General features: G+C 35.2%; 28 protein-coding genes. 19 read left to right on the forward strand and 9 right to left on the reverse strand.

Annotated features, from left to right (window positions below):
* Positions 1 to 52 precede the first annotated feature (52 nt).
* Complete coding sequence (gene carA, locus P2086_RS08395; RefSeq protein WP_317900001.1) at positions 53 to 1,168, forward strand: glutamine-hydrolyzing carbamoyl-phosphate synthase small subunit; 1,116 nt, start codon at positions 53 to 55, stop codon at positions 1,166 to 1,168.
* A gap of 149 nt (positions 1,169 to 1,317) precedes the next feature.
* Here carA and P2086_RS08400 read toward each other — a convergent pair whose 3' ends face one another.
* Entirely contained in the window at positions 1,318 to 1,533 is a 216-nt protein-coding gene (locus tag P2086_RS08400; RefSeq protein ID WP_317900002.1) for a hypothetical protein, read from the reverse strand.
* 241 nt (positions 1,534 to 1,774) lie between these two features.
* On the opposite strand from P2086_RS08400, the gene P2086_RS08405 reads away from it, so the two are divergent.
* The 4 genes from P2086_RS08405 to P2086_RS08420 are packed head-to-tail and all read left to right on the forward strand — an operon-like array spanning position 1,775 to position 4,161.
* Positions 1,775 to 3,190: an MBL fold metallo-hydrolase gene (locus tag P2086_RS08405; RefSeq protein WP_317900003.1), complete on the forward strand. Its 1,416-nt coding sequence runs from the start codon at positions 1,775 to 1,777 to the stop codon at positions 3,188 to 3,190.
* Positions 3,191 to 3,194: 4 nt separating this feature from the next.
* Positions 3,195 to 3,572: a rhodanese-like domain-containing protein gene (locus P2086_RS08410; protein ID WP_317900004.1), complete on the forward strand. Its 378-nt coding sequence runs from the start codon at positions 3,195 to 3,197 to the stop codon at positions 3,570 to 3,572.
* A 5-nt stretch (positions 3,573 to 3,577) separates the two neighbouring features.
* Complete coding sequence (locus P2086_RS08415) at positions 3,578 to 3,823, forward strand: hypothetical protein (RefSeq protein WP_317900005.1); 246 nt, start codon at positions 3,578 to 3,580, stop codon at positions 3,821 to 3,823.
* A gap of 20 nt (positions 3,824 to 3,843) precedes the next feature.
* The gene (locus P2086_RS08420) at positions 3,844 to 4,161 is read left to right on the forward strand and encodes a DUF202 domain-containing protein (protein WP_317900006.1); all 318 of its coding nucleotides are present in this window, start codon (positions 3,844 to 3,846) and stop codon (positions 4,159 to 4,161) included.
* A gap of 63 nt (positions 4,162 to 4,224) precedes the next feature.
* On the opposite strand, the gene P2086_RS08425 is transcribed toward P2086_RS08420, so the two are convergent.
* Positions 4,225 to 4,470 carry a hypothetical protein gene (locus P2086_RS08425; RefSeq protein ID WP_317900007.1) on the reverse strand — a complete coding sequence of 82 codons (246 nt, stop codon included), beginning with the start codon at positions 4,468 to 4,470 and terminating at the stop codon, positions 4,225 to 4,227.
* Between the two features lie 282 nt (positions 4,471 to 4,752).
* On the opposite strand from P2086_RS08425, the gene P2086_RS08430 reads away from it, so the two are divergent.
* The 7 genes from P2086_RS08430 (at position 4,753) to P2086_RS08460 (ending at position 12,708) form a co-directional block, all read left to right on the forward strand.
* Entirely contained in the window at positions 4,753 to 5,391 is a 639-nt protein-coding gene (locus tag P2086_RS08430) for a Crp/Fnr family transcriptional regulator (RefSeq protein ID WP_317900008.1), read from the forward strand.
* A 65-nt stretch (positions 5,392 to 5,456) separates the two neighbouring features.
* Positions 5,457 to 6,644, forward strand: coding sequence for a M20 metallopeptidase family protein (locus tag P2086_RS08435; RefSeq protein WP_317900009.1), 1,188 nt, complete (start codon positions 5,457 to 5,459; stop codon positions 6,642 to 6,644).
* Between the two features lie 58 nt (positions 6,645 to 6,702).
* Entirely contained in the window at positions 6,703 to 8,469 is a 1,767-nt protein-coding gene (locus P2086_RS08440) for a patatin-like phospholipase family protein (protein WP_317900010.1), read from the forward strand.
* Positions 8,470 to 8,530: 61 nt separating this feature from the next.
* Positions 8,531 to 9,322, forward strand: a complete 792-nt coding sequence (locus tag P2086_RS08445; RefSeq protein ID WP_317900011.1) for a HipA family kinase — start codon at positions 8,531 to 8,533, stop codon at positions 9,320 to 9,322.
* Positions 9,300 to 9,683 (forward strand): DUF3037 domain-containing protein, encoded by a 384-nt coding sequence (locus P2086_RS08450; protein WP_317900012.1) that lies wholly within the window; start codon positions 9,300 to 9,302, stop codon positions 9,681 to 9,683. Before P2086_RS08445 ends, P2086_RS08450 begins: the two co-directional genes overlap by 23 nt.
* Positions 9,684 to 9,781: 98 nt before the next feature.
* On the forward strand, positions 9,782 to 10,210 hold the full coding sequence (locus P2086_RS08455; protein ID WP_317900013.1) for an SRPBCC family protein: 429 nt from the start codon (positions 9,782 to 9,784) through the stop codon (positions 10,208 to 10,210).
* A gap of 89 nt (positions 10,211 to 10,299) precedes the next feature.
* Positions 10,300 to 12,708 (forward strand): outer membrane beta-barrel protein, encoded by a 2,409-nt coding sequence (locus P2086_RS08460; protein ID WP_317900014.1) that lies wholly within the window; start codon positions 10,300 to 10,302, stop codon positions 12,706 to 12,708.
* Positions 12,709 to 13,152: 444 nt separating this feature from the next.
* Here P2086_RS08460 and P2086_RS08465 read toward each other — a convergent pair whose 3' ends face one another.
* Positions 13,153 to 13,353 carry a hypothetical protein gene (locus P2086_RS08465; protein ID WP_317900015.1) on the reverse strand — a complete coding sequence of 67 codons (201 nt, stop codon included), beginning with the start codon at positions 13,351 to 13,353 and terminating at the stop codon, positions 13,153 to 13,155.
* Between the two features lie 263 nt (positions 13,354 to 13,616).
* Between P2086_RS08465 and P2086_RS08470 the strand changes: the two genes are divergently transcribed.
* The 5 genes from P2086_RS08470 to P2086_RS08490 are packed head-to-tail and all read left to right on the forward strand — an operon-like array spanning position 13,617 to position 15,485.
* Positions 13,617 to 14,366: a hypothetical protein gene (locus P2086_RS08470; protein ID WP_317900016.1), complete on the forward strand. Its 750-nt coding sequence runs from the start codon at positions 13,617 to 13,619 to the stop codon at positions 14,364 to 14,366.
* Positions 14,367 to 14,762 (forward strand): DUF5675 family protein, encoded by a 396-nt coding sequence (locus tag P2086_RS08475; RefSeq protein WP_317900017.1) that lies wholly within the window; start codon positions 14,367 to 14,369, stop codon positions 14,760 to 14,762. It abuts the gene before it with no gap.
* 1 nt (position 14,763) lies between these two features.
* Positions 14,764 to 14,973: a hypothetical protein gene (locus tag P2086_RS08480; protein ID WP_317900018.1), complete on the forward strand. Its 210-nt coding sequence runs from the start codon at positions 14,764 to 14,766 to the stop codon at positions 14,971 to 14,973.
* A 24-nt stretch (positions 14,974 to 14,997) separates the two neighbouring features.
* Positions 14,998 to 15,291: a hypothetical protein gene (locus P2086_RS08485; RefSeq protein ID WP_317900019.1), complete on the forward strand. Its 294-nt coding sequence runs from the start codon at positions 14,998 to 15,000 to the stop codon at positions 15,289 to 15,291.
* A 5-nt stretch (positions 15,292 to 15,296) separates the two neighbouring features.
* Positions 15,297 to 15,485 (forward strand): hypothetical protein, encoded by a 189-nt coding sequence (locus P2086_RS08490; protein WP_317900020.1) that lies wholly within the window; start codon positions 15,297 to 15,299, stop codon positions 15,483 to 15,485.
* Between the two features lie 155 nt (positions 15,486 to 15,640).
* Here P2086_RS08490 and P2086_RS08495 read toward each other — a convergent pair whose 3' ends face one another.
* The 3 genes from P2086_RS08495 to P2086_RS08505 all read right to left on the reverse strand — a co-directional run bounded on the left by P2086_RS08495 (position 15,641) and on the right by P2086_RS08505 (position 17,934).
* Entirely contained in the window at positions 15,641 to 16,066 is a 426-nt protein-coding gene (locus tag P2086_RS08495; protein WP_317900021.1) for a DUF6943 family protein, read from the reverse strand.
* Positions 16,053 to 16,277: a SymE family type I addiction module toxin gene (locus P2086_RS08500; RefSeq protein ID WP_317900022.1), complete on the reverse strand. Its 225-nt coding sequence runs from the start codon at positions 16,275 to 16,277 to the stop codon at positions 16,053 to 16,055. Before P2086_RS08500 ends, P2086_RS08495 begins: the two co-directional genes overlap by 14 nt.
* Before the next feature lie 1,438 nt (positions 16,278 to 17,715).
* On the reverse strand, positions 17,716 to 17,934 hold the full coding sequence (locus P2086_RS08505; RefSeq protein ID WP_317900023.1) for a hypothetical protein: 219 nt from the start codon (positions 17,932 to 17,934) through the stop codon (positions 17,716 to 17,718).
* 310 nt (positions 17,935 to 18,244) lie between these two features.
* On the opposite strand from P2086_RS08505, the gene pdxH reads away from it, so the two are divergent.
* Positions 18,245 to 18,889 carry a pyridoxamine 5'-phosphate oxidase gene (gene pdxH / locus P2086_RS08510; RefSeq protein WP_317900024.1) on the forward strand — a complete coding sequence of 215 codons (645 nt, stop codon included), beginning with the start codon at positions 18,245 to 18,247 and terminating at the stop codon, positions 18,887 to 18,889.
* Between the two features lie 136 nt (positions 18,890 to 19,025).
* Positions 19,026 to 20,252: a hypothetical protein gene (locus P2086_RS08515; protein WP_317900025.1), complete on the forward strand. Its 1,227-nt coding sequence runs from the start codon at positions 19,026 to 19,028 to the stop codon at positions 20,250 to 20,252.
* An 86-nt stretch (positions 20,253 to 20,338) separates the two neighbouring features.
* Here P2086_RS08515 and P2086_RS08520 read toward each other — a convergent pair whose 3' ends face one another.
* The 3 genes from P2086_RS08520 to P2086_RS08530 form a co-directional block, all read right to left on the reverse strand.
* The gene (locus P2086_RS08520; protein ID WP_317900026.1) at positions 20,339 to 22,336 is read right to left on the reverse strand and encodes a TonB-dependent receptor; all 1,998 of its coding nucleotides are present in this window, start codon (positions 22,334 to 22,336) and stop codon (positions 20,339 to 20,341) included.
* A 2-nt stretch (positions 22,337 to 22,338) separates the two neighbouring features.
* Positions 22,339 to 23,178, reverse strand: coding sequence for a FixH family protein (locus P2086_RS08525; protein ID WP_317900027.1), 840 nt, complete (start codon positions 23,176 to 23,178; stop codon positions 22,339 to 22,341).
* An 830-nt stretch (positions 23,179 to 24,008) separates the two neighbouring features.
* Complete coding sequence (locus P2086_RS08530; RefSeq protein WP_317900028.1) at positions 24,009 to 26,015, reverse strand: ribonucleotide reductase barrel domain-containing protein; 2,007 nt, start codon at positions 26,013 to 26,015, stop codon at positions 24,009 to 24,011.
* Between the last annotated feature and the right edge of the window lie 29 nt (positions 26,016 to 26,044).

Below are 26,044 nucleotides of genomic sequence, written 5' to 3' on the forward strand. Positions count from 1 at the left end.
TTAAAGGATTAAAACTGTAATTTCGGGGTTTAGAAATTTAGCTCTAAAATCTATGCAATTAAAGTATTCTTCTCTTCCAAAAGCTATTCTTTTGCTGGAAGACGGAAAAGTGTTCGAAGGTAAAGCCGCTGGAAAAATCGGTACCACATCAGGAGAAATTTGTTTTAACACCGGCATGAGTGGCTATCAGGAGATTTTTACTGACCCGTCGTATTTTGGACAAATTGTTGTGATGACAAATTCTCACATTGGAAATTATGGTGTGGAAGAAAATGAAGTGGAAAGTGATTCTATAAAAATTGCAGGAATGGTTTGCAAAAAATTCAACCAAGGTTTTTCCAGAGCCCGCGCTCAGAAAAGCCTAGGACAATATTTTGAAGAATCAAACATCGTTTCTATTTGTGATGTGGATACCCGTGCTATCGTAAGACACATTCGTGACAAAGGAGCTATGAATTGTATTATTTCTTCTGAAATATTAGATGTTGAAGTATTGAAAAAACAATTGGCGAAAGTTCCCAGCATGGAAGGTTTGGAATTGTCTTCTAAAGTAAGTTGTAAAACAGCCTATAATGTAGGCAACGAAAAAGCCAAATATAAAGTTGCTGTAATGGACTATGGCGCTAAGAAAAATATTTTACGCTCGCTTGTTGAACGTGATTGTTATTTGAAAGTTTTTCCAATGAACGCTTCAGCAAAAGATCTTGCGGCGTTTAATCCAGATGGAATCATGTTGAGCAATGGTCCTGGTGATCCTGGTGTGATGAAAAAAGAAACGGAAGCAGTAAAGGATTTTTTAGCTTTGGGTAAACCTCTTTTCGGAATTTGTTTAGGTCATCAGTTACTGGCTCAGTCTCAAGGTATCAGTACTTACAAAATGCATACGGGACATAGAGGAATTAATCATCCTGTACAAAACATCATTAGTGGAAAAAGTGAAATTACTTCACAAAATCACGGGTTTACGGTTAACGAAAAAGAAATTAATAGTAACCCAAACTTAGAAATTAGTCACGTTAACCTAAATGACAAAACTATTGAAGGTATTCGCCTAAAAAATTATAAAGCATTTTCTGTTCAATATCATCCTGAGGCATGTCCGGGACCGTTAGACGCTCGTTATTTATTTGATGAGTTTGTGGGGAATATGGAAGCGGCGAAGGGTTAGAACGTTTGCAGTTTTAACCACGGAGGCGCTAAGGACACTGAGAGACACTAAGAGAGTTGGCAGTGAGCAGTAGGCGGAAATCAGTTGGCAGTATGCAGTTGACAGAAATCAGTTGTTAGGAAGTTCTTCGCAGTAAACAAGATTCAAAATCATTTCACTTCTTCAAAATCAACGTATTCGCCTTCGTTATTCAAGTGTTTTTTTACGGCATTTTTAATATCTTTTTCTTTTGGTGAACTGTGGACATTTGTTTTGTTCTCGGTCTGGGAATTGTTAAAAGAGCGTTTAGCAGAGCTACTTTTAAAGATATCTACAATTTTGTAAATGAGCCAAACAATTATTAAAGTCCAAATAAAATCTCTCATAATATTGGATAAAATTAGGTTTTTTCATTGAGAATTCAAGTTATTGAATGTTAAAGGCTAAATGGGCATTTGAAAGATCTATGTCTGGGTTTGATCTAATTCATTTCCACTTTTTAAAATAAGTATCAAGCTCTTACTAACTAACTGGTTATAAACTTATATTAATCAGTTTCAAAAGTGATAAATGTTACATTCATTGAGGAATCAAGTCTTTACCTTTGATGAAAATAAAATGTATAACATGAAAATTGAACAAATATATACAGGATGTTTAGCACAAGGTGCTTACTACATAACTTCTAATGGTGAGGCGGCTATTATTGATCCATTGCGTGAGGTACAACCTTATCTTGATCGGGCAAATAAAGATGATGTAAAAATTAAATATGTTTTTGAAACACATTTTCATGCGGATTTTGTTTCGGGACATGTGGATTTGAGCAAAAAAACTGGTGCTGCAATTATATATGGTCCAAACGCGAATCCTGAATTTGAAGCTACTATTGCTAAAGACGGACAAGAATTTAAATTGGGAAATGTAAGTATTAAGGTTTTACACACACCTGGCCATACTATGGAAAGCAGTTGTTTTCTTTTAAGAGATGAGAACGGAAAAGACTATGCCTTATTTAGCGGTGACACTTTATTTTTAGGAGATGTTGGCAGACCAGATTTAGCACAGAAGACAGCTTCTATGACACAAGAAGAACTTGCCGGATTGTTGTATGAATCATTAAATACAAAAATAATTCCTTTAGCGAACGATGTTATTGTTTATCCCGCTCATGGCGCAGGTAGTGCTTGCGGAAAAAACATGATGAAAGAAACGGTGGACACTTTGGGGAATCAAAAGAAAATGAATTACGCTTTAAATCAACCAAATAAACAAGAGTTTGTAAAAGCAGTTACAGATGGATTGCTTCCTCCGCCAGGTTATTTTGGTATGAATGTAGCCATGAATAAAAAAGGAATAGAAAGTTTTGATACCGTTCTTAAAAAGGGATTAAATCCTTTAAGTCCCGGAGAACTTGAGTTAGCCATGGAAGCAACGGAAGCTTTGTTGTTGGATGTTAGAGATGCTGACGTGTTTTATAAAGGATTTATTCCGCGCTCGATTAATATTGGATTGCGTGGTGATTTTGCTCCATGGGTTGGATCTTTGATCGTAGATGTTAAACAACCAATTATTTTGGTTACATCAGCGGGTGAAGAAGAAGAAAGTGTAACAAGATTATCTCGTGTAGGATTTGATAATGTGATTGGTTATTTAAATGGTGGAATGGAATCGTGGATTAAATCAGGAAAAGAAATCGACACAATTAATCGCATCACGGCACAACAATTCAAAACAGAATTAAAGGTAGGTGAGACAAAAGTAATTGACGTCAGAAAGGATTCTGAATATGCGGCTGAACACGTTGAAGAAGCATTTAGTAGACCTTTATCGGATATTAATACCTGGTTTAACTTTATGAAAGAGGATGAACCGTTTTATTTGCATTGCGCAGGAGGTTATAGAAGCATGATCGCTGCGAGCATATTGAAGGCAAGAGGAATTCATAATTTTAAGGAAGTAGAGGGTGGCTTAAAAGCAATCGCTGAAGCGGGTGTTCCTAAATCAGATTTTGTTTGCCAGAGTAAACTTCAAACTTCTTAATAAAGTGAAAAATAAAAACATTTTACAAGTACTAATAATTATTGTGGTTATAGTAGGGATGAGTAGTTGTAATTCTCCAACAACAACGAAAGAAACAAATTCAACTTTAAACGAATCAAACAAAATGAAAACAGAAAATAAAATAATAGTAGATGTAAGAACCATTGAAGAGTGGGAAAATGATGGTCATGCAGATTGCTCGGTTAATTACCCTTTAGATCAAATTCAAAATAAAGTTGAAGAATTAAAAAAATACGAGCATGTTGTTTTGGTTTGCCGCAGCGGCGGACGGGCAGGGGTTGCTAAGGGTCAGTTAGAAAGCGCTGGCATTAAAAGTGTAGAGAACAAAGGACCTTGGCAAAACATAAACTGTAATAATTAATTCTTATGGAAGCTATTTTAAAAAATTGGAGTTTTTTAAGGGTCGTGAGAGTTGCTTTAGGATTATTTATTTTGGTGCAAGGCATCGTGAACAGTGACACTTTATCAATTTTGCTAGGAGCAGTATTTGCAGGAATGGCTGTGTTTAATGTTGGATGTTGTGGTACTGGCGGCTGTGGCATTAGTCAAGATAAACATGAAACTACTGCAAATAAAGAAGTTAGTTTTGAGGAAATAAAGTCTGAGAACTAAAACTCTATGCCAAAATTATTATGAACGAACTTGAAACTAAAATAAACAAAGATCTTATACTGCGTGAAAATCTTGCCATGCAAAGGACTCACATGGCTAATCAAACAACATTACTGGCGTTTATTAGAACATCACTCTACTTCTTAATTGGAGCCTTAAGCTTAGAAAGTCTGTTGAAGCTTAAAGAAGTTCGGGTGATTGAAATTTCTTTTTTTGTAATTTCTTTCGTTATTCTAACCACGGGAATTCTTAATTATTTTAAACAAAGGCGATTAATTCTTAATAGTGAAAAACACATTGGCAATTATAAACTAGAATATATTGAAACTAGTAAATGATTGCTTTTTTTAACCAGAAAAACAGGCAAGTGTCGGTATTGAAAAAATAAATTATTCGATATTTTAAACTCCGATTTCTTCATTGCTAAGCCATTTCGGATTTCTCCTATCAGTTGCGCTATCACGTATTTTCAAATTAAAACTACTAGCAAGTTGGCCGGCTGTCGTTCTTATTTCGTTTAAGTCTTTCGATTCATGTATGATTAATCTTCGGTTTTTATTGTACACTAAAGATAATTGAATCATGGAATTGTTTTCAAAGTCTTCCATTTCACATGGCTCACATTTAGCGTAGAGTGTTCTAAACATAAGTATATAGTCTAATCTCGGTAATTTTTTACAAGCTTCATTAAAATTAAATAGCGAGAGCAGTTTGATTGTTTTAGTGAAGCATTTTTTATCTGTATCCAAAGTTAAACCCTGTTGGACGATAAAATTGGAGGCTGCGTATTTCCCGATAATTTTCATAGAATCTCTTTAAAGTTTAATAAAGGTCGTTTTATTTTTGCTTTTGATATGTAACCTAAGTTACATGCTTAATTTAAACCTTATCTTAGACATTAAATTAACAAAAAATCTAAGAATAGAATTATGCTCTCTGAAATTTTAAGAGAAAAACTGGCTCCCATTTTCGAAAAACAACTCGTTGATGAAATATTAAAACTTGCTGAAATTACTCAGGTAAAAGAAGGCGAGGTTGTGATGGATTACGGAAAGAAAGTACGGTTTATGCCTATTGTGATTAGCGGTACACTCAGAGTAATGCGAAAAGACGAAGAGGGAAGAGAAATTATCCTGTATTATTTAAGTAGTAACGAAAGTTGCGCGATGGCTTATGCTTGTTGCATGGAGTCTAAATTAAGTGAGGTAAAAGCCATTGCTGAAGACAATGCGGAAATAATTAAAATCCCGCATGAGAAATTGGATGAATGGTTGATGAAGTATCCAAGTTGGAAAAGCTATATATTCAGCAGTTTTACACAACGGTTTAACGAGCTACTACGATCTTTAGAGAGCGTGGCCTTTAAAAAGTTAGACGAACGACTAGTTAACTATTTAAAAGATAAAGCAAAGGTGTTCGGGAAATCAGCGATACAACTATCTCATAGCCAAATTGCAGAAGAGATGGGTACTAGCAGGGTGGTTATATCGCGGCTTTTAAAACAATTGGAAAACGAAAAGAAATTAATTTTATACAGAAATGAAATTAAATTGCTGAGTGGATTTTAAATTTCGTTTTTAATAGTCATGAAAAAACTTAACTTAGACAATGTTTAACTCTTAAAAACATGTTTATGGATAAGGGATTGTTTCAAAAACTAGTTGATATTCGTAGACAAATTCATGCAAATCCTGAAATTGGTTATCAAGAAAATGATACTGCGAAACTTATTGCAAAAGAATTAAAAGAGTTGCAAATTCCTTTTAAAACTGGAATTGCAGGAACAGGTGTGGTAGCTACGTTAAAGAAAGGCGACGGCCCTTGCATAGCACTGCGAGCCGACATGGACGCTTTACCAATTTTAGAAGAAACAAATCTTGAATTTAAAAGCATAAAAAAGATGACTGGTGAAAATGGTTTGCAAACACCATTAATGCATGCCTGCGGTCACGATGTTCATACAACTATGCTTCTCGGCGCAGCATCTTTACTTAAGGACGCTGATTTTAAAGGAACGGTTAAATTTATTTTTCAACCTTCAGAAGAAGGCGTGTACGATGATCCCGAAAAAAAATCTGGAGGACAGCGGGTTGTTGAGAGTGGCGAGTTGGATGATGTAAAGGCAGCATTGGGTTTGCACGTGCATCCACTTTTGCCTGTTGGAATGCTGGCTTATAAATTAGGTCAGGCTCTTGCTTGCGCAAATTTTTTTAAGATTCAAATAACAGGAAAAATGGCACATGCCGCAGTGGCACCTCATTTAGGAGTAGATGCGATTTTGGTAGCGAGTAGTTTAATACAATCAATTTCGGCAATCGCAGCTAAGTATGTTCCTCCTCATGAACCAACCGTTATTTCGTTTACAAAAATTAATGGTGGAATTGCACCGAATGTTATTGCAGATAAAGTTGTTATTGAAGGAACTGTGCGTGCTTTAGATTTAGATACCTTTAATCAGATTCTTGAGCGCATCGAAAAAATTATTAAAGGCACAGAAATTTCTTTTGATGCTAAAATAACAATTGAGTATAATCTTAACTATCCCAGTTTATTAAATGATAAAAATGTTCATTCAAGTATGAATGAAACATTGACGTCTATTTTTGGTAAAGAGAGAATCATGCCGATCGATGCTATTTTGGGCTCTGAAGATTTTGCGTTTTATTCCAGAAAAGTTCCTTCTATGTTTTATTTTCTTGGTGCAAAAGACACTGCCGAAAAGTGCTATTTTTTACATGATTCAAAAGTAGTATTTAATGAGGAGTGTATTCCTTACGGTTCAAAGTTGTTGAGTGAAGGAGCTTTGACTCTTTTAAAGTAAATGTTCTGTTACTCGTTTTTGCTATTAAAAATTACTATCTTGAAGTTGTAAAGACTATATGGAGATTAAAGCACCAAAATCTGTTAAACCAAAAGTCAAGCGAAGAGCACATCTTCCTAAACAACCATTTCAAAATATTGCAGTCTCATTGTCTGGTGGAGGCTTTCGCGCTACTAGCATCCACCTTGGTTTAATATCATACCTTTCATTAAAAAAAATTGAAGGTGTTAGTCTTTTAGAAAGAGTACGCATTTTATCTAGTGTATCAGGTGGTACCTTTTTAGGAGTAAAGTATGCTGCAACTATAAAAAAAGGTGGAAGTTTTGAAGATTGCTATAAAAATATAGTAGATTTTATGACCAAGAAAGACTTGGTTGAAGAGGCTTTGGAATATCTTGCAGAAGATGCCAATTGGCATACGGGACGGCAACGTAGTCTTATTAATTCTTTTGCTGCTATGTATCACCGCGATTTTGAATCTGCTACTTTCGATTTATTTTGGGGAGAAAAACAAATCCATTTAAAAGAAATAAATTTTAATGCAACGGAGTTTCATTTTGCGCTTCCGTTTCATTTTCAAAAAACCGAACTTCATTCTATCAACACAAGTATTGTCGAGTATATCGGCAATAAAAAAATTCAAATTTCTTCCGATGTTGCTCGAGAAATAAGACTGGCCGATATTATTGCAGCTTCATCCTGTGTACCGTTTGGATTTGAGCCAATTAATTTTCCAGATGATTTTACTTACCCGGGGTCAAAAAAATTAAACGATAAATCACTATTGCCTCAGATGACTTATGATGGTGAAAAAATTGTTTATCCGGTAGGATTAATGGATGGGGGCGTAGATGATAACCAGGGCGTTGATGCCGTGATCACTTCCGAAGAGCGGATGAAGAATTATCCTGAACATTTGCACGAGTTTCGATCAAGAGATAAAAAAGCCGTCGATCTTTATATTATTTCTGATGGAACAAATCCTAGTATGGAAAGCTACGTAAGAAGTAATCGGGATAAAGTCCCATTTATTGATGGCTGGAGTTTTAAGTTGATGCAGTACATAGGAATAAGCGGTTTTATTCTTGGTTGGGTTCTGATTGCCATAGCATCTTTTTTAGACAATAAATTTGCGATCATGTCTCTTTCAATGATAGGAACTTTGGGTATTCTGGTAGCATTTGTGTTTCTTGTTTTGTCAAGAGGTTTTGTAGGTTTGGCTAAGCGGTTTGGAATCCCTTATTTTTTTATTAAACGCATGCGCCATGTGGATAAAATGAAGTTTGGAACATTAAACAACTTACTTGTCAATCGCAGAAATTCTGTAGTGAAAATGGTGACAAAGGTATTTATCAAACAAATGCGTTGGTTCGGTTTTGAACGCGTTTATAGTGATACCGGCTGGAAACCACGATTAATAATGAATGCCGTGTTTGAACTCACTAAGGAAGAGGTAGCAAAGCGGAAAAAGAAATATCCGTATTTCAGTCCTGAAATTGTTGAACCAGGAGAAAAAATAATGGAAGTTTCAGCGCGGGCATTAACAAAAGGCACCACGCTTTGGTTTACTCAAGAGGAATTAAAAGGTAAATACAGTATGGCTGATTCTATTATAGCTTGTGGACAATTCACCATCTGTTTTAATTTACTTGAATACTTTGAAAAATTTATTTTAAATCCCAAGTATAAAAAAGATTACGAGAAATATAGTCCAGAAACCAAAGAGATGTTGGAAGAATTACAAAAAAGCTTATTAGTAGATTGGATAAAATTCAAAGAAAATCCTTTTTGGATGGTGGAAGAATTCAGGCAAAAACTTTGGTAAAATTAACTGCGTAAAGTTTTTAGGAATTCAGAAACGAACAATTTAAATCTTACATTTGAAAATGCAAAGTACTTCTTTAAGAACTGTTAATGTTACCCGTTATATTCAACCTCTTCGTGAGGGAGGATCTTTGCCTGCATTAGCGGAAGCCGACGATGATTTTAAATATGTTCTAAAATTTAAAGGAAATGGTCACGGTATAAAATCTTTAATTGCTGAATTAATAGGCGGTGAAATTGCGCGCGCATTGGGCTTAAAATTACCAGAACTTGTTTTCGCAAATCTTGATGAAGCGTTTGGTAGGACTGAAGCAGATGAAGAAATTCAAGATCTATTAAAAGCGAGTCAAGGATTAAATCTTGGATTGCATTTTTTATCAGGTGCAATTAATTTCGATCCGGTTGTAACTAAAGTCGATTCTAAATTGGCTTCGCAAATTGTTTGGTTAGATGCTTTTATAACGAATATTGATCGCTCTGCTAAAAATACCAATATGCTTATTTGGAACAAGGAGTTGTGGTTGATTGATCATGGTTCTTGTCTTAATTTCCAATATACTTGGACAGACTGGGAAGCCAAAGCCAAGAGTCCTTTTGCGTATATTAAAGAACATGTCTTGTTAAACAAAGCAAATCAATTGAAAGATGTAGACTCTGAGTTTAGTAAATTATTAACGGATGAAAAATTAAAATCAATTGTGGAACTCATTCCTGATGAATGGTTAATGTGGGAAGACTCTGAGGAAACACGAGAGCAAAGACGAGAGATCTATTTTAAATTTTTATCTATTCGGAACAAGCACTCCGAATTATTTTTAAACGAAGCAGAAAATGCAAGAAAAACACTTATATGAGTACTCAGTTATTCGTGTTTTACCTGCAGTAGAACGCGAAGAATTTGTGAACGTAGGAATAATTTTGTTTAGTAAAAAAGCAAAATTTATTAAAGTATATTTCGCTTTAAATGAAAAGCGCTTAGCTTGTTTTTCTGGAGACTTAGATTTTGAGCAGCTAAAATCAAATTTACAATCGTTTGAAAAAATTGCCGATGGAGAAAAGAGTGGAGGCAAGATAGCAGAAATGGATTTGCCGTCTCGCTTTCGTTGGCTAACTGCCGTTAGAAGTTCAGTGATTCAGACATCACGCCCTCACCCAGGAATGTCAGTAGACCTAGAAAAAACCGCAAAACGTTTATTTGAAGACCTTGTTTTGTAAAATTTTAAATGTCGCACTTAACCCATAAACTGTCGGTATCGGGAACTGTAAATTAATTTTTTGACTTTAACTTTGTATAAATTATTAAATCTTATACTATGAAAAATACAAAAACACCAACTGTGATTACAGTAGAAACTACAGTAAATGTTCCAATTGAAAAAGCATGGAAATATTGGACGGAACCAAAACATATTATGAATTGGAACAATGCTTCACCAGATTGGCATACACCAAAGTCTGAAAATGATTTAAAAGTAGGCGGGAAGTTCAGCAGCACCATGGCTGCAAAAGATGGCAGTATGAGTTTTGATTTTGGAGGAATTTATACCTCAATAGTTCCAAATGAAAAGATAGAATACACGCTTGGAGATGACAGAAAAGTAAAAATACATTTTAGTCAAACTGAAAAAGGTGTTAAGATCGTTGAGAGCTTTGATGCGGAGAGTGAAAATCCCGTAGATATGCAACAAGGAGGTTGGCAAGCGATTCTAGATAACTTTAAAAAGTACTCTGAAGCGAATTAGTTAAGCGCTGTTGTAGAATTTATTTTTGTAACCATTGAACTAATTTGTATTATGGGTGTATAACTTATGCATCTTTAATACAACATCTTTTGAAGCCCATATTAATTTGCTTTTTTACCCTTGTACTAGTAAGCTCTGAGGCACAGGTTTTAATTAAAGGAAGCGTTATCGATTCTTTAAGTAATCCAGTTTCGTTTTGCGCAGTGGGTCTGCTGGCAAAAGCCGACAGCTCTATATATAAGGGTAATCTCACAGATGTAATAGGATCGTTTGTTTTTGAAAAGATTCCAAAAGGAATCTACCTCATAAAAATTGACCATGTAGGTTTTGCTCCAACCTGGTCTGATCCTATAGAAGTTGATTCTATAAATAATGTCGCCTTAAATCCAGTTCAACTCAAAAGCAGCGGAATTGATCTAAAGGAGGTTGGCATTGTGACTATCAAAGATCCCCTTGAATTTAAAAATGGAAATATTACTGTAAACATTGAAGGAAGTCCGCTTGCCATTGGTAATTCTGTTTATGATTTATTATCTCGCTTGCCAGGTGTTTCTGTTGAGAACGATGTAATTTCCATACAAGGAAAAGCAGGTGCGAAGTTGTACATGGACGATAGACCACAGCAATTAAGCGGAGCGCAACTCATTAATTTATTAAAAAGCATGAATGCTTCCTCTGTTGAAAAAATAGAGGTGATTAATAACCCTCCTGCTAAATACGACGCTTCTGGAAATGCAGGTATCATCAACATCCGAACAAAAAAAATCAAGTTAGTTGGGTTTAGTGGCAGTTTTAATGCGACTTATTCCCAAGGGTTTTACGAAAAAACCAACGGAGCACTTTCTCTTAATTATAAGGGCAGACGTTTTAATTTTTTTAGTAACATTAGTGGGAATCAAGGAGTAACACATCAGTTAAACAGGTTTGATAAATCTGTCACATACAATTCAGAAACCACGCAGATTAACCAACTCATTATTGATAATTACGATAACCGCACTTTAACTTTTGACTTTGGGGCGGACTGGTATTTAAATAAAAAAAACATTATCGGCTGTAAACTTTCATTCATGCCGGGTTACGGAAACAATGATGTAAGCGGTACCACTAATTTTAGCAATAATACAGAAGGGTATGATCGTTTGATTTTAAAAAAAACACTGCCGAATTATTGGTACTATTCCAACTACAACATAAACGCAGAACATTTATTTGACACAGTCGGAACGAAACTTATTTTTTCAACGGATTATTACGGACCATATGTAGATGTATATGAAGGAAATTTTCAAAATAGATTTTTAGACAGTTTAGATCAGCCAAGTTTACCCGCGAAAGATTTTACAAGTAACAACACAATTAATTTTAATTACTTAACTTCTAAGTTAGATTTTGAAAAAAAGTTAACCAAAACAATTGATTTAGAAACCGGCGTGAAGGGCAGTTTTCAGGATGTACAGAGCGATTATATTTTTCAAAATAAAAACAATTTAACAAATGAATTTGTAACGGACAGTACGTATACAAACAAGTTCAGATACCTCGAAAAAATTGGCGCTGGGTATTTTAATTTAAGTAAAGCTTTTAAAAAAATTAATTTGCAGTTAGGTCTACGCGCTGAAAACACGCAAATTGAAACACAAAGCATAGAGACAAGTTTAAGTTACCACAGAAATTATTTCAATCTGTTTCCTGTCTTAAGTATTGATTATAACAGATCAAAAAATCACACCTTTTCATTGGCATACAATAAAAGAATTGATAGACCGAACTATAATAATTTTAATCCTTACAAATCATTTGTAAATATTTTAACGTCAAGCACGGGCAATCCATTTATTAATCCATCCTACAGCCATAATATCAATTTTAATTATGTTTATAAGAGCACCGTATATAATTCACTTAGTCTCACACACATTCAATCAAACATTGTGGGTTATCCCATGCAAAATGATTCTACCAAAGAAACAACTTGGATAACCGCTAACTTAAATGGTTTTGATATTCTTAGGTACTCGTTTTTTGTAAGAAAAAATGTAACGAAACGGTGGACAGTAAGTTTTAATTTCGGCACCTATTACATAAGTTATACCGGTAAAATAAATGGACAGAATTACTCCACCTCTGCAATCCCTCATTACGAATGGTTAAATAACACGTTTCTTTTGCCGAAAAATACAAAGTTTGAACTCACTGCGTATTATTGGAGCGCTTGGTTAGGAATAGGAAACAAATACAAAGGACGCGGGGCGGCCAGTGCCGCTTTAAAAAAATCGTTTTTAGAAAATAAATTAAATATTTCAATTGGAATTAACGATATCTTTTTCACTGAAGTATTTCTAAGTACTGCAGATTTTCAAAATCAAAAATGGGAGAGTTTTGATTCGAGTGATACGCGACGTCTAAACATAAGCATCTCGTTTAATTTCGGAAAAATTAAGGTGGAACAACGTGATGTTAAAGCTGAAAATGAAGGGAAAGTGTTGGGGAAATAGAAGTTTACGAAGGCGCTTAGGAAAAACAAAAAGTTTGGATTATTAACATGATCCCTAGTACCTCCCTGAGTCACAATACAAAACAACGCTCGTGAAAAACGAGCCTTGTTTTTTGTTTTCCCTTTCACCCATCAAAGCTGAAAAAGCTTTATGCGCTTAGGGAAAACAAAAAAAGTTTGAGCAAAGCCCAAACTTTTTGATTTATTTGCGGAGACCGAGGGATTTGTAACCTTTTGTTCTCGCCTTTTATATCAAGCCATTCAAAGCTATGCTTTTTAATACTCACCGATTCACTCACCAATCAAACGCTTCCAAATCTTATCAAAACAAATTTAATCATATAATTGCCTTTTTCAATAAAAGCAGACTAGAAATTGGGCAGGTATTTTTAAACAAAATTCTGGCTACTAATGTTCAAAACCTCTGCCCTATTTCCCACCTTTTTTAATCGTTCATAAACTGGCGTACCTGTTCACTTTTTAATCCTGTGTAATCGCAGAATTCTTCAACGCTTATAAACTGGTGTTCTTCCTTTTGTAGTTTCTCACGAATCTTTTCTAGGTAATTTCTACTATACTTTTCTCCCTTACCTGTTATACGCATAACGTCTTTTGGGTAGATACATATCCTTTTGGTGCCGCTCATACTTTATCCATGCTTTATCTATACTTATGACTGCCTTTTGGCACGTTCAAGATATTTTATTCCTTTTAAATATAAAACAGCTAAAACAATCTAAAGCTCACTAATGGCTATGAAAACTGCCAGCATACTTGCTTTCGGAGAGTTGGTAGAATAATTTTGTTTCGTCAAGCAGATTTATTCGCGATACAATTTTGTTTGATGTGTTGCAACACTTTTCCCAATTCAATCATTTATTAATCATTTAAAAATTCCATAATAAATATATGGCAAGACAAAAAGGTATAATCAAATTAAAAGGTACTATCGGAGATATTACTTTTTACAAAACACAGGACGGCAATCTAGCTCGTGAAAAAGGCGGCATAGATGCTGACAGAATAAAAAATGACCCGGCATTCGTCCGAACTAGGGAAAATGGAGCTGAGTTTGGATCATCAGCTAACGCAGGTAAAGTACTGCGTGATGCTTTGCGACCAATGCTTATGAGCGCTGCCGATAACCGTTTAGTGTCAAGGTTAACAAAGATAATGACGCAGATAAAAAACCTCGATTCAACTTCGGTTAGAGGAGCAAGAACTGTTGGTACTGCTTTGGCAAATCCAGCAGCGATGGCACTTTTAAAAGGCTTCAATTTTAACAACCGTGCCATTTTAGGCGCAGTTCTATTTAAGCCATATTCTGTTGATGTTGTAAGTGGTAAATTTTCAATTCCAAATCTTGTACCAGCAAATGACATTGCGTTTCCTTCAGGAGCAACGCATATGACGTTAAAAGGTGCATGGGCTCAAATTGATTTTGCTACAGGAATCAGCACGGTTGAGCTTACGAATGCCGTGAACATTCCTATCGACGCCACTGTGAATCAAGTCTCGCTCAATCCACAAAACGTGCCAGGTGGAGCAGGAACCAATCTGTTTTTATTACAGATCGAATTCTTTCAAGAGATGAATGGCGCGCAGTACACCCTTAAAAATGGATCGTACAACGCTTTAGCAGTTGTTGAGGTTAGCTAGATGGAACTAGAATTATTACGAGAATATTTTCCGCAGGGTACAAATGGAGAAATACTTCACAATGGAGAATCAATTTGTTTTACAATTGAATTACCATGGAAGAATAATGAGAAAAAAATATCCTGTATCCCTGAAGGAAAATATTCTGTAATGATTCTTTGCAACAAAGAGTTCGGTTGGCATTTATTAATCACAGGAGTGTTGGACAGAGAAGGAATCTTGATACACCCTGCAAATGATGCCTTAAAAGAATTAAAAGGTTGCATTGCTCCAGTGACAAAGTTAACTAGCGCCGGTTGCGGATCAAGTTCTAAAAAAGCCTTAACGAAGCTTATCGAAAAAGTAAACGAAGGTTTGGAAAATGGATCTGTTTATTTAATTATTAAAAAGAAATAAAATGAATTTACTTCAAAGAGCACAATCACCGACTCCAAAATTCTTTCGCATCATGCGTGCGGTTGGATTAAGTCTCGCGGCTGTTGGAGGTGCAATCGTTTCAGCGCCAGTTTCGTTTCCAGTTGCCGTCATAACGATTGGCGGTTACTTGGTAGTTGCTGGAAGTGTTGCGACCGCGGTAAGTCAATTCGCAGTTAAAAGCGACCAGTAAAAACAGTGAATAAAACACTATAACATGTTTATTAAAATTTTATATCAACTATTAAAAATCTTTTTTATGGAAGAAGAAACAAGTTCTATCACAGAGGTAGAAGTAAAAATTAAAGTACGCGATGAAGAAAGCGGCGAAATGATTGAGGCCATCACGGCAACATCAAAGCTGACAAAAGCAGATGCAGGGAGAAATGCCGGTGACAAAACAGAGGATGCTATTTACATTAGTATTACTCCAGGATCATTACCGAATTATGCAGACGCTGTAATTTCTGCAAATTTCAGTGGTAAGCTAACAAAAGCAGACGCAGGATAATTTCTATGTCAACACAAGGTAACATAGCAAACGGAACTATTCTGGGTACTGCTTCAGGCACGGCCTTAACCATAGTGGTGAACATAGGTTCATCAGACATCATAAAAACAGTTATCCTTGCGGCGCTTGGCGCTGTGGTTAGTTTTAGTATGACTGTGTTATTGAAATGGCTATTAAGGAAGTTTAAAAACTGAACCTCAGCTAAAATTTTGTTAAAATTAAAGCCGTCCCGAGTGGACGGCTTTTTATTTATGTAGATGTTTATTAATTTTGTGTTAAGATTTAATCTTGTTACTTTTTTTGGGTAAGGTAACTAAACCCCCGGCTTAAGGCCAGGGTTTTTTTTTTTTTACTTTTTTTTAAGGTAGGAATGGAAAATAGATTTGCGAAGTTGCATTAAAGTGGCTACTTGCTTTTGAAGAGTTACTTTACATTGCTCTATTTGCTTTAGGGAATTTTGAATATCTTCGAATTTACGCTCGCCCGTGTTTACATGGTTTACACACTCCTCTACGATATCTATAAAATCATTTATTCTGATAAATTGAACAACTGAACCAGTTAAGTGAGGTAGGAATAATTGCAACTCCCATAAGCCTAGAATTAGAAAGTAGAAGAACTCTCTTTCTTCTTCGCAATCTGCTAAAAACACAAAACAGTTTGACCAATACTCGGGAGCAGGCTTGCCAGAGTGGAAGCCTTTATTTAAAATGAAAAAATGTGGCTGGGTATATTGCATACCCAGCTTATGACATTTGATTTTAGTTTTTAGCATAGGAAGTGTTTTTTTGGTTAGCTACTATGAGGATTTTATTTTGCTTGTGCGTGATGGTTACAGATTGACCACTATGAAACCCGAGCTGCTTTAGCCACTTACCCATAAGACGGATTTCAGGAACAGAAATGTAATTTAGTTGCCTTTGCTGATGCCTTAAAGACACTTTTAGTTGTTTTTGTTTGTTTGGATTTTTTGTTTGATTTGACATATTATATTGTTTTAAAAGATTACTTGCTAACCTTTTTAATTTTTGAATGTGTTGCCTTTGATGCAAACCGAGCCTAAAACCCTAATTGAAAACAAAAGAAAAAACACAAAAAAACCGAGCTAAAAACCCGGCAAAAAAATTAAAAAAGAAAGCATTTATTGTAGGTTGACGACGGCGGTTGGTCAAGGTTTTTGCAAAAAAAATACTACCTGATTGCGGCTAAATAAAAAATAAATGCCTTATACTATGCCGCAATCAGTGTGGAGATTTTTTTTGCAAAACAGAGCCTGACCTTGCCAATCCGCCAGGCGACAACCTTAACTTTGCGGCTCTTTTTTTATTGTAGATGATAAATGCCATTAAAATAATTTCAGTAGAAGGATTGATTTTGTTGATAAAACTAATCCTTTCAACTTCTTACAGTATGATTTTATTGATACTTTTAGTATAACCAATTGTTTAACCCTAAATGAAAAAAGCTCAGGTATTAATACCTAAGCTTTTTTTATTCTCTACTTTCAATAATAAATAATTATACCATACGCCTGTGGCTGCGGCTATGTTTGACCGGAGGGAGTGCCGCATACATTGCAAGGTTTACAGCTTTGCTGTATATCTTGCAGCCTTTAGTAAACAGTATAGCTGGATAAAATTTTCGATTATTTTCAATTGAAAATTTTATGGAGCTATACTGATATAAAAAATACCGCTACCGAGCACAAGGACCATGACAGATCTAAGTGCACTGAATTACGGCTCAGCAAAAAGGCTTAAGGAGATGTTTGGATGAACAGCCTTTTTGCTGTTGTGGCGTTGGCTATTTAATATAATACCAATTATGGTAATTTTTAGGGTTAGCATGCTCCGCATACGCGATAGCAAAAAGGACTATAATTTGTATTATGTTACTTAGCTTCTGCCGAATTTATTTGGCGCGAGTTTTTAGCGTGGGTGGTTTAGCGATTTGCAAATTTTTAATTTGCAATTGGCTAATTGTGTGCTTGGCAAAAACCGTGACAAATAAATTTGGCAGCAACGCCACTAGCGCAGTTTGCAGAATGTGAACAGGAACTGCGCAGCCGAACTAACAAGATGTAATAGCAGAGACTAAACGGATTTCTGCGTTAAGGATCGCAGCTGCTCTCCTTTTTGTGCTTCCTAAAATATACCAAGCACAAAAAGATAATAGCGAAGAGCCTGACCCATGAAGTAGAAAGCAAAACAGAAAGATTGACAAATTCTTTCTACTTCATGGGTAACGCCCGAAAGAGTAAAATCGTTCTCTAGAATAATGTATTATTGAATTGGATATAGTTAGAAGCTTTTGGAAAAGAATAGTGCGTGTCCTCAGAATACAGTAAGGCGATTTCTTCGGGCTTGGCTTTAAACTCTTGAATAAAAATTTCTGTAAATCCAACAGGCTTCTATGTTTGCCACTTTACCACCAGAAGCCACAAAACCATCGGATGTTTTTATGTTCTGTGCCAAAAATTTCTTCTGCACACTCGCGAATTAAGTCTTTTTCAAGCTCTTGTGTACTCTTTAAAACAGCTTCTTTATCTTCATCAAGTGTATGACAGCCTATATGATTTGGACTTGCAACTAGCATAGATAGAAATAGTACCTCCTTTAGAAAAGGTGCGTCATAATAAAACATATATCTCTATCCAAACAGGTGGCTGGAATTCCAAGAATATTTTCACTTCTGTAATTTAAATTTCCGCTGATTCCTTCAAAAATTTCTTTGTTTTATTTTTTGAGTGCTTAGTTTAGACCAACTCATTGTTATAGTTTATGAGAATATGCGTATAAAAAAAGTAAATAGATGCTGTCTAATTTAAAAGTTAAACATGATTCGATATATGATATAAATCATTTCCAGTACTGAGTTCGCGCAGTATTTTGGCAAGTTTTGTTAGGTAATTTTAGGTGTTATTTCTTTGTAAAAGTGAACTAAAACAAAAAAAATGTCAGTATTAAAAACAATACGAAAAGATTATTTAAAAGGAGAGCTTTTGGAGTCTGAAATTTCCAAAGATCCTGTTTCACAGTTCCAAAATTGGTTGGATTTAGCTTTTAAGTCAGGGAATGATCATGCAAATGCAATGACGCTGTCTACTTGCGACAAAATAAACATGCCCGATTCACGAATTGTGTTGTTACGTGATATTAGTTTTGGAGGATTTACTTTTTTTACGAACTACGGCAGTAAGAAAGGAAAAGATATTGACGTGAATTCTAACGCCTCGTTATTGTTTTTTTGGCCAGAACTTGAACGCCAAATAAGAATACAGGGAAATGTTAAATTTTTGCCAACTAAAGAATCAGATGCTTATTTTGAAAGCAGACCTTTTGAGAGCAAAGTAGGGGCATTGATTTCTTCGCAAAGTTCAGTTGTGAGTAGTAGAAAGGAAATGGAAATTTTGTTTCAAAAAGAGTTTAGAAAGCGTGAAAATACAAACATTCAAAGACCTGATAATTGGGGTGGCTATGTTTTAGTACCAAGTAGTTTTGAGTTCTGGCAAGGGCGAGCTAATCGTTTGCACGATAGAATACGTTATACCTTGAATGGCTCTGATAAATCTTGGTTAATTGAACGATTAATGCCTTAGTAAAAGCAAATTTGATAAATGTCAAAAATTAAAAACGCAAAACAGAAATATATTAGTATTACTAAATAATACTTAAATTTAGGTTGATTAGTTAAACCCTAGAACTAAATTTACATGTATTATTAATCGCGATTTTATGGCTCTAAATACTAAATTTTGGTTACGCATTTCTATTCTAAATCTTTTTATTGTGGCGTTTTTGGGAACATTAATGCGTTACAAAATCGGATTTGAGTTCCCTTATTTTAATCAAAAACACATTCAGCATGGGCACTCACACTTTGCTTTTATTGGCTGGATTACGCATACTATTTTTATCCTTATAATAGGTGCAATTCAAAAGGAAAAAATCATTTCCAACATAAATATTTACCGAAAACTTCTCATCACTAACCTTATTTGTGCTTATGGTATGCTCATTGCGTTTACATTACAGGGTTACGGATTTTTTTCGATCGCGCTTTCAACACTTTCAGTTTTTACAGCTTATACATTCGCATATTTTCTTTTTAAAGATTTAAAAGATATTAGTAATAGGCCCTATGTAAATTGGTTTACGGCGGCACTTTGGTTTAACATCATCTCTTCATTAGGAACATTTACTTTGGCTTTTATGATGGCAAGTCATAATTTTAATCAAAACATCCACCTAGCCTCCTTGTATTTTTATTTGCACTTTCAGTACAATGGGTTTTTTCTATTTGCTTGTATGGGTTTGTTATTGGCTAAAATTCACGAATTGAAACCTGAGTACCAACAAAGTAATTCAATTTTCTGGATGTTTTTTCTCTCATGTATCCCTGCTTATTTTCTTTCTGTACTTTGGGCGAAATTACCAATTTGGTTATTTGCAATTGTAATTTTAGCGGCAATCACACAGGTGATTGCGTGGGTAAAATTCCTTTTTAGCATCAAAAATGGAATCGTTTCAAACGACTCCATTTTCAAATCTGGAAGATATCTTTTTCTCGTCATTGTAATCGCTTTAAGTGTAAAATTTCTCCTTCAACTAGGCTCTACAGTGCCTTCTATCAGTAAGCTTGCTTTTGGATTCAGGCCAATCGTTATCGCTTATCTGCATTTGATTCTGTTGGCCATTATTTCCGTCTTTTTGGTTTCATACATGTATATCTATAAGCTTATTCATATAAGTAGAATGACGACTGTTTCTCTTATTCTTTTTGTATTTGGGGTTTATTTAAACGAGGTTGTTTTGGGAGTGCAAGGTATTGCCTCTTTTTCTTATACCATGGTTCCGTATGTAAACGAAATTTTGTTTTTTGTTTCTCTGCTTATTTTAATAAGTTTATTTTTCCTTCTTCTTTCACAGAAACAGGATTCCGCTAAAAAGATTTCTAGCTAATTTTAGGTTAAAATAATTCTTACTATTTATTTAACTGCAGCGGTAAAAGTTTCTCTAAGGTATTTCAGGCCTTAGAAAACTCTTACCTAAAAAAGTAAACTAGCATTCATTAAAAAATTTCTTCCAAACCTCGGAATATTACCAATATCAAGATGTTCGCGGTAATTCTGGTCAAAAATGTTTTCGCAAGCTATTCCTAATTGAAGGATGCTAGATTTAATCCGAATGTTTTGTGCAATTCTTAAATTAAAAAGGTGAAAAGAAGGAGTCTGTCTATCGCCATAGTCTATATTTATTCTGTTTTGAGCATAGGCATAATCGTGTTCTAACTGAATTTGAGTAAGCTGAATTTTGAAACGCAAAGCCTGCTGCAACTTAAAAGGTGGCACAAGGGGCAGGGGTTTTCCGTTGTGGGTTTCAGCATAAACGTATTTTATTGAACTAATATGTGTCAAGCGTTCTGTTACATTAAATTTAGTTGTAAACTCTGCGCCAGTGCTTAGTGCGTAATCTATATTTTTGTATGTCTTTAAACCAAAAGCGCCGATGGTCATCTGACCATAACCGTCAAGTTTATAAGAATAAATGTAATCTTTCGTTAAATGATAAAATAGATTCATAGACACTTCCACTTTCTTAAACTCTTTTTTTATGCGCAGTTCAGTTTGATAAGACCTCTCGGGTTTAAGACTTATATTTCCTATATAATCAAACTGGTCTTGCCTATTGTAGAGATAGTAGCCATACCGCTCATTACTAGTAGCAATTCTTTCCCCATAGCCAAATGTAAGTTGTAAAAACAGATGACCCGTAAAAAGTTTGCTATAGTTTAAGTTTAGATTCTTAAGAAAATCTTGTTTTGAAGTGCTTATATCTGTATTAAAAACCTTCCATTGATTGATACCTGCGCTTGATATTGCAGATTGATTGAATAGATCAATTCTGCCATTCAAATTTATTTGTTGTTTGTGCTTTAGAGTAAAGAGTTTCTGCAAAGAAAATCCTATGTTGCTTAGATTGTTTTCTGGCAAGGTTTGTAAATACATGAGAGGTTCTCCGCTGGGATACATAATCATGTCGGCCCTTGTATTCACGTGATGGTAATCAACGCGTAGTTTTATTCCCTTTTTTATTGAGAGATTATCGTAAAAGCCGAATGTAGTACTCCAGCCCGGCATGTCCATGTGCATGGGCGCTTCGGGTCGCTGCGTATCATCCATTTGATGAACAATGTGGTTGTAATAAACCTTTAATTCGTTAGATTCTAATTTTTTGTTTTTAAAAATAGTATGATGACTCATTGAATATATTTGAGCGGATGCAGACCCAACATCCATTGGCAAAGCAGGGTAGCCAATAAATTTACCCCAATCACCTAAATAATTAATTTTTAAAGTTTGTAAACTGTCAATTTTATAACTAAGCGCAGCAGATAAATTCGATTTATGAAATCCTGAATTTTTAATTTGAATATTATCTCCTGATTTATAATTACCAGCATCACGTAAAGCACCACTCACTCTGTATGAAAATTTATGGAGTGTTTGCTGAAGCGCAAAGTTGGTGTTGGAACCTTTGTTAATTGTAGAATATGACTGTCCGACCTGTCCGTGAATTTTTTTATTGCAGTTATAGGAGGGTTCCTTTAAATTAAAGTTAATCTGTCCGCCAATCGTACTTCCGTTTAAGGCACCAGCTGCGCCATGTGCTACTTGAATGGATTGCAAGTTAACTGGTTCTACATAAATAGAGACTGGGTCCATTTTATCAGTACATGCACCGTAAATACGCATGCCGTCAATGGTAATATTGGTTTGTCCGCTACCGTAATTTCGAAGTATTGGCTCAAGTCCGTAAGCGCCTCTTTTAATTAAACTGACACCTTCCATGCGCGACAATATATCTTCGGTGTTAGCCAACTTACTTCCTTTATAAAAATTAAAAGAAGCATTGTCAGGATGCGTATCATCGGAGATACAAACTTCGCTGAGTTGAGTAATTTTTTTAGCAGTGTCTTTTGGGTTTGTTTGCGCCCAAAAGCACTGCGTTAAAAAACTTAAAAGAATTACTGTAATAATTTTCATTTTTAAATCGTTATTTCGAAATATTGGGTGTCACTTAAAGCAGTTCCGTTTTTGGAAAGTTTTATTTTTATCTGCCATAAACCCGACATAGTGAAATTTACTTTGCCTTTGTAATGACCTTTCTCGGTAATAACTGGATTTACATTATTTGGAGAGCCGTGTCCCATGCTTGGCATGGTAGGTTCAATTTCAACGGTGTAATCATCAATGGGAAGGAATTCCATCATGCTGTTTTTTTTATGCAGCACAATTTCAAAATCATTTATTCCAACCTCTGGTTTTAAAGGATTTAGGAGTGTAATGAAGATGCTAGCATTATTGTCGGCAGCAACTACGGTGCTTTTAAATTTAGAAGGTGAACTTGCCGCAACATTTACTCCAAACTTTGCTGCGCCAAATTTTTGGTTTTTATGATTATGAAAATTAAGATTTAAAAACCATTGACTGGCTGTTCCTGCCATAGAGAAAATGACCGCTGTTTTAAAATAGCCATTGGTAACAACTGTATCTTCAGTATTTTCAACAGGAGAACTGTGTTGCATGGTTCCCATATCCATAATGGGTAAAATGTCGAAATGCCCAGTTGACAAGCTACTTCCATCTGTTGAGTCGAATAGGGCAACATATATTTCGTTGTAGCCTGTTTGAAGGGTTGAAGTAGTGTATATAAAAGCTTTTGCATTTGCTCCTTGTATATAAACCTCTCCTAACTTATTCATAGTTGTTGTTTCGACAGGAGTTTCAATTGGAGTAGGTGTTTCTATTTTTGTTTCTTTTTTCTTACATGAGAATGTAAGCACTGTTGCTGCACTGAGCGCAATTATTTTATAGGATAGTTTCATAATGATTCTGTAGGTCAAATTTTTATTAGACGTGTTTATTTTGTTCCTTCTGATTTAAGGAACTCATTTTATGGTGCAACCTTTTTTTTGCGTATACCGATGTGACAAAATAGATAGCCCAATTTTCAATTGCACTATCATTTTGTATAATCGGTATCTACCAATTACATCGCTCAAGCTGGCGCACTGAAAAATAATTTAAATTGGACTAAATATTTTTCAAATTGGTATTGACAAGCCACTAAAGGCTTTGTTTTAAATGAAAACGGTTGGTGGATGGAAAAAAGGAGTTTGATCCTTTTCGGGAACTTTTAGGATATAAGTGTAATTTAAGTCACACTTATTTAATGGCTTTTCTTTAAAAATAAATTTTAGCGATTGAAAGAAAACTTGAGTTTCCGTTATTTCTTTAAGAGTGTTACTCGATTTCTCTTGTTTGTCTTCTTCTTTGAGTTGTTTATTGAGATGACATTTTCCATGGCATTTCAATTTAGGTTTGTCTTTGTTTTGGCAGAAGTTTAATGTGATACTTTCTTTATTGACTTCGTAATTTAGATAGATAATAATTTTGAATGTAGTTTGCAAAAAAAACACACTAAGAAGAAATATGGAAAGAAATCTGGACAAAGTAGAATTTTATAGCGCAAAGTTACATCTGCTAAGAGAAATGATTTATGATAAATGCAAGCTTATAAACTGATTAGTATCATGTTTATTTTGGAGGTTGGGGTGAGAATGGAAAGAACCATTGCCCGCCTGATTTAGTAAGTTAGGCTAGTTCAGGTTAATGCTTTGCGGGCAATGGTTCAGCTTCTTTTTTGACAATAACTTTAAGTTAATTCACACACATCGTTACTGCAAAATTTCTCACCGATCGAATCTTCGGCTAGCTCTTTGAATTCAATGGGTCTAATATCTTTTATTAAGTTGGTGTATCGCTCTTTAGTAATGGCTTCATAGGGCATTTGTGCGTATGCACCCAGCTCCAACTTTGGGAGAAAACTAATGGCTTTAAGATCGTATTTAAAATAATCTAATACCGTTTTAATTTGATCGCCTTCGTGCGGTTTAAATGTAACAGTACATGAGACCTGATTGTCTGACCAGTATTTTTGAAGGAAGACGGCTAGTGCCACTTGTTCCCAAATGCTAACATCCTTTAAACTTTTACCTTCGTTGTGAACCGGAAATTCGACCACCAAGGATGAAGGGTCAACAACATCGTCCTCTATATGCAAACCCGCCTCTTGAATAGCAGGAATAAGTAAGGAGGTTTTTGCGATCCTCACTCTTCGGATATAATAATCGAATTCAGGAAAATGACAACCAGGATTCACGCCAGCCAATAGACTTACTGTTCCGCTAGGTTTCACGCTGGTAGTCTTAATACTTCTTGGTACGCATAACCAGGAAGAATAAATTTCGTCCCAAGATTGAATATGTTTATAGCCTAAATCTAACCATACTCTTAATGTTTCAAGAGAATGCTTTTCAATAAAATTTGTGATGCCCGAAACAGAAGTGCCAATACGACGATTTCTTTTTTGCACACGATTTGTCTCATGCCAAGTTGTATTAACCAACGTTGCTGTTTTGCCCAGGAGGTAAGCGAATTTTAATGTTCTCAAATAATCCTCTTTTGACTCTGCTCGTGAAGGAAATGTTTCAACAAGGCAACATAATTCGTAAGACTCTAAAGTCTGCTCTCCGCAAGGGTTTGTGCCCATTGCTTTTTCATCTTTGAAGTCTGCAGGATCTGACATTCTTGAGAAGGCACGAATATTATCCATGAAAACAAAACCAGGCTCTCCATTTTTTGCGGTCTGTTGTGCAACCTCTGCAAAATTTGTGTCAGCATCTACGGTTACACTGTTATTGGAAGCCCAGCCCCAAGCGGCTCTGTGCGACATTGTGCCTTCATATTTTTCTTCTTTAGAATTCCAATTATAATCTTTTAATTTTCTGTATTCAGAATTTGAAACGGGACCAAGTGCGATTTGCGCTGTTCTTCTTACATTTCCGGCAACAACGCACTGACCAATCATGTTCATAATATCGGTGATAGCCGTTACTGTAATGTGTTTTCCGTTGAGTTTATTTAAGCTTTGTCTAATTTGATTGTGTAATTTTTCTAAAGGTGCGGGACCAGATGATACACCTCCAAACCCTTTAATGGGAGCCCCCTGTGGCCGAATGTGGTCATAACTAAATTTTACACCACAAGATTTATTAAAACCAAAACTTTTTGCAAAGTAACTAAAAAGTAACTTTTCGACACTCATTACCCAGCCCTCCCTAGAATCTGGAATAACATACAATTCATCTTCTTCCTCCTGTTTATTGATTTCAATTTTCTCCGCACCTTCCACATCAAAGCCAACACCCACACCAACCATGCTCATATCCATCATAAAAGTAAATGGCTTTATGGCTTCTTCAATTCCTTTGCCAATGTTAACGGTGGATACAAAAGCACAATTAAAAAGAGCTTGACCAACTTTACGTTCGTGAATAATAGGTGTGCCTAGCGCCCAGAGCATTCTTCCAGGAGGCAGGAATTTCATTTTAAAAATGCGATCGTACATTTCTTGTGCCGATCTTTGTCCCTTCCTATTGTTCCAACCTAATTCGTTGTTAAGAATGTGTTGTTTTTGAAGAGAGTAGGCGCCCTCTACAACCCTTCTTACCGTCTCATACCATTCTTCATTCGTTCCATCGCTTTTAAGTCGGGAATAAGTTCTATAATAGGTTAACAGTCCTAATCCGTTAAAACCGAAATCTGGTTTTACGTCTTTATACTGCATTATAAAGTCTTCATCTAATTTAAAATTTAGCATGTCTTAAGTTTTTTATAATTGTAAAAAAA

This window comes from Aurantibacillus circumpalustris, from assembly GCF_029625215.1.
GTDB lineage: Bacteria > Bacteroidota > Bacteroidia > B-17B0 > Aurantibacillaceae > Aurantibacillus > Aurantibacillus circumpalustris.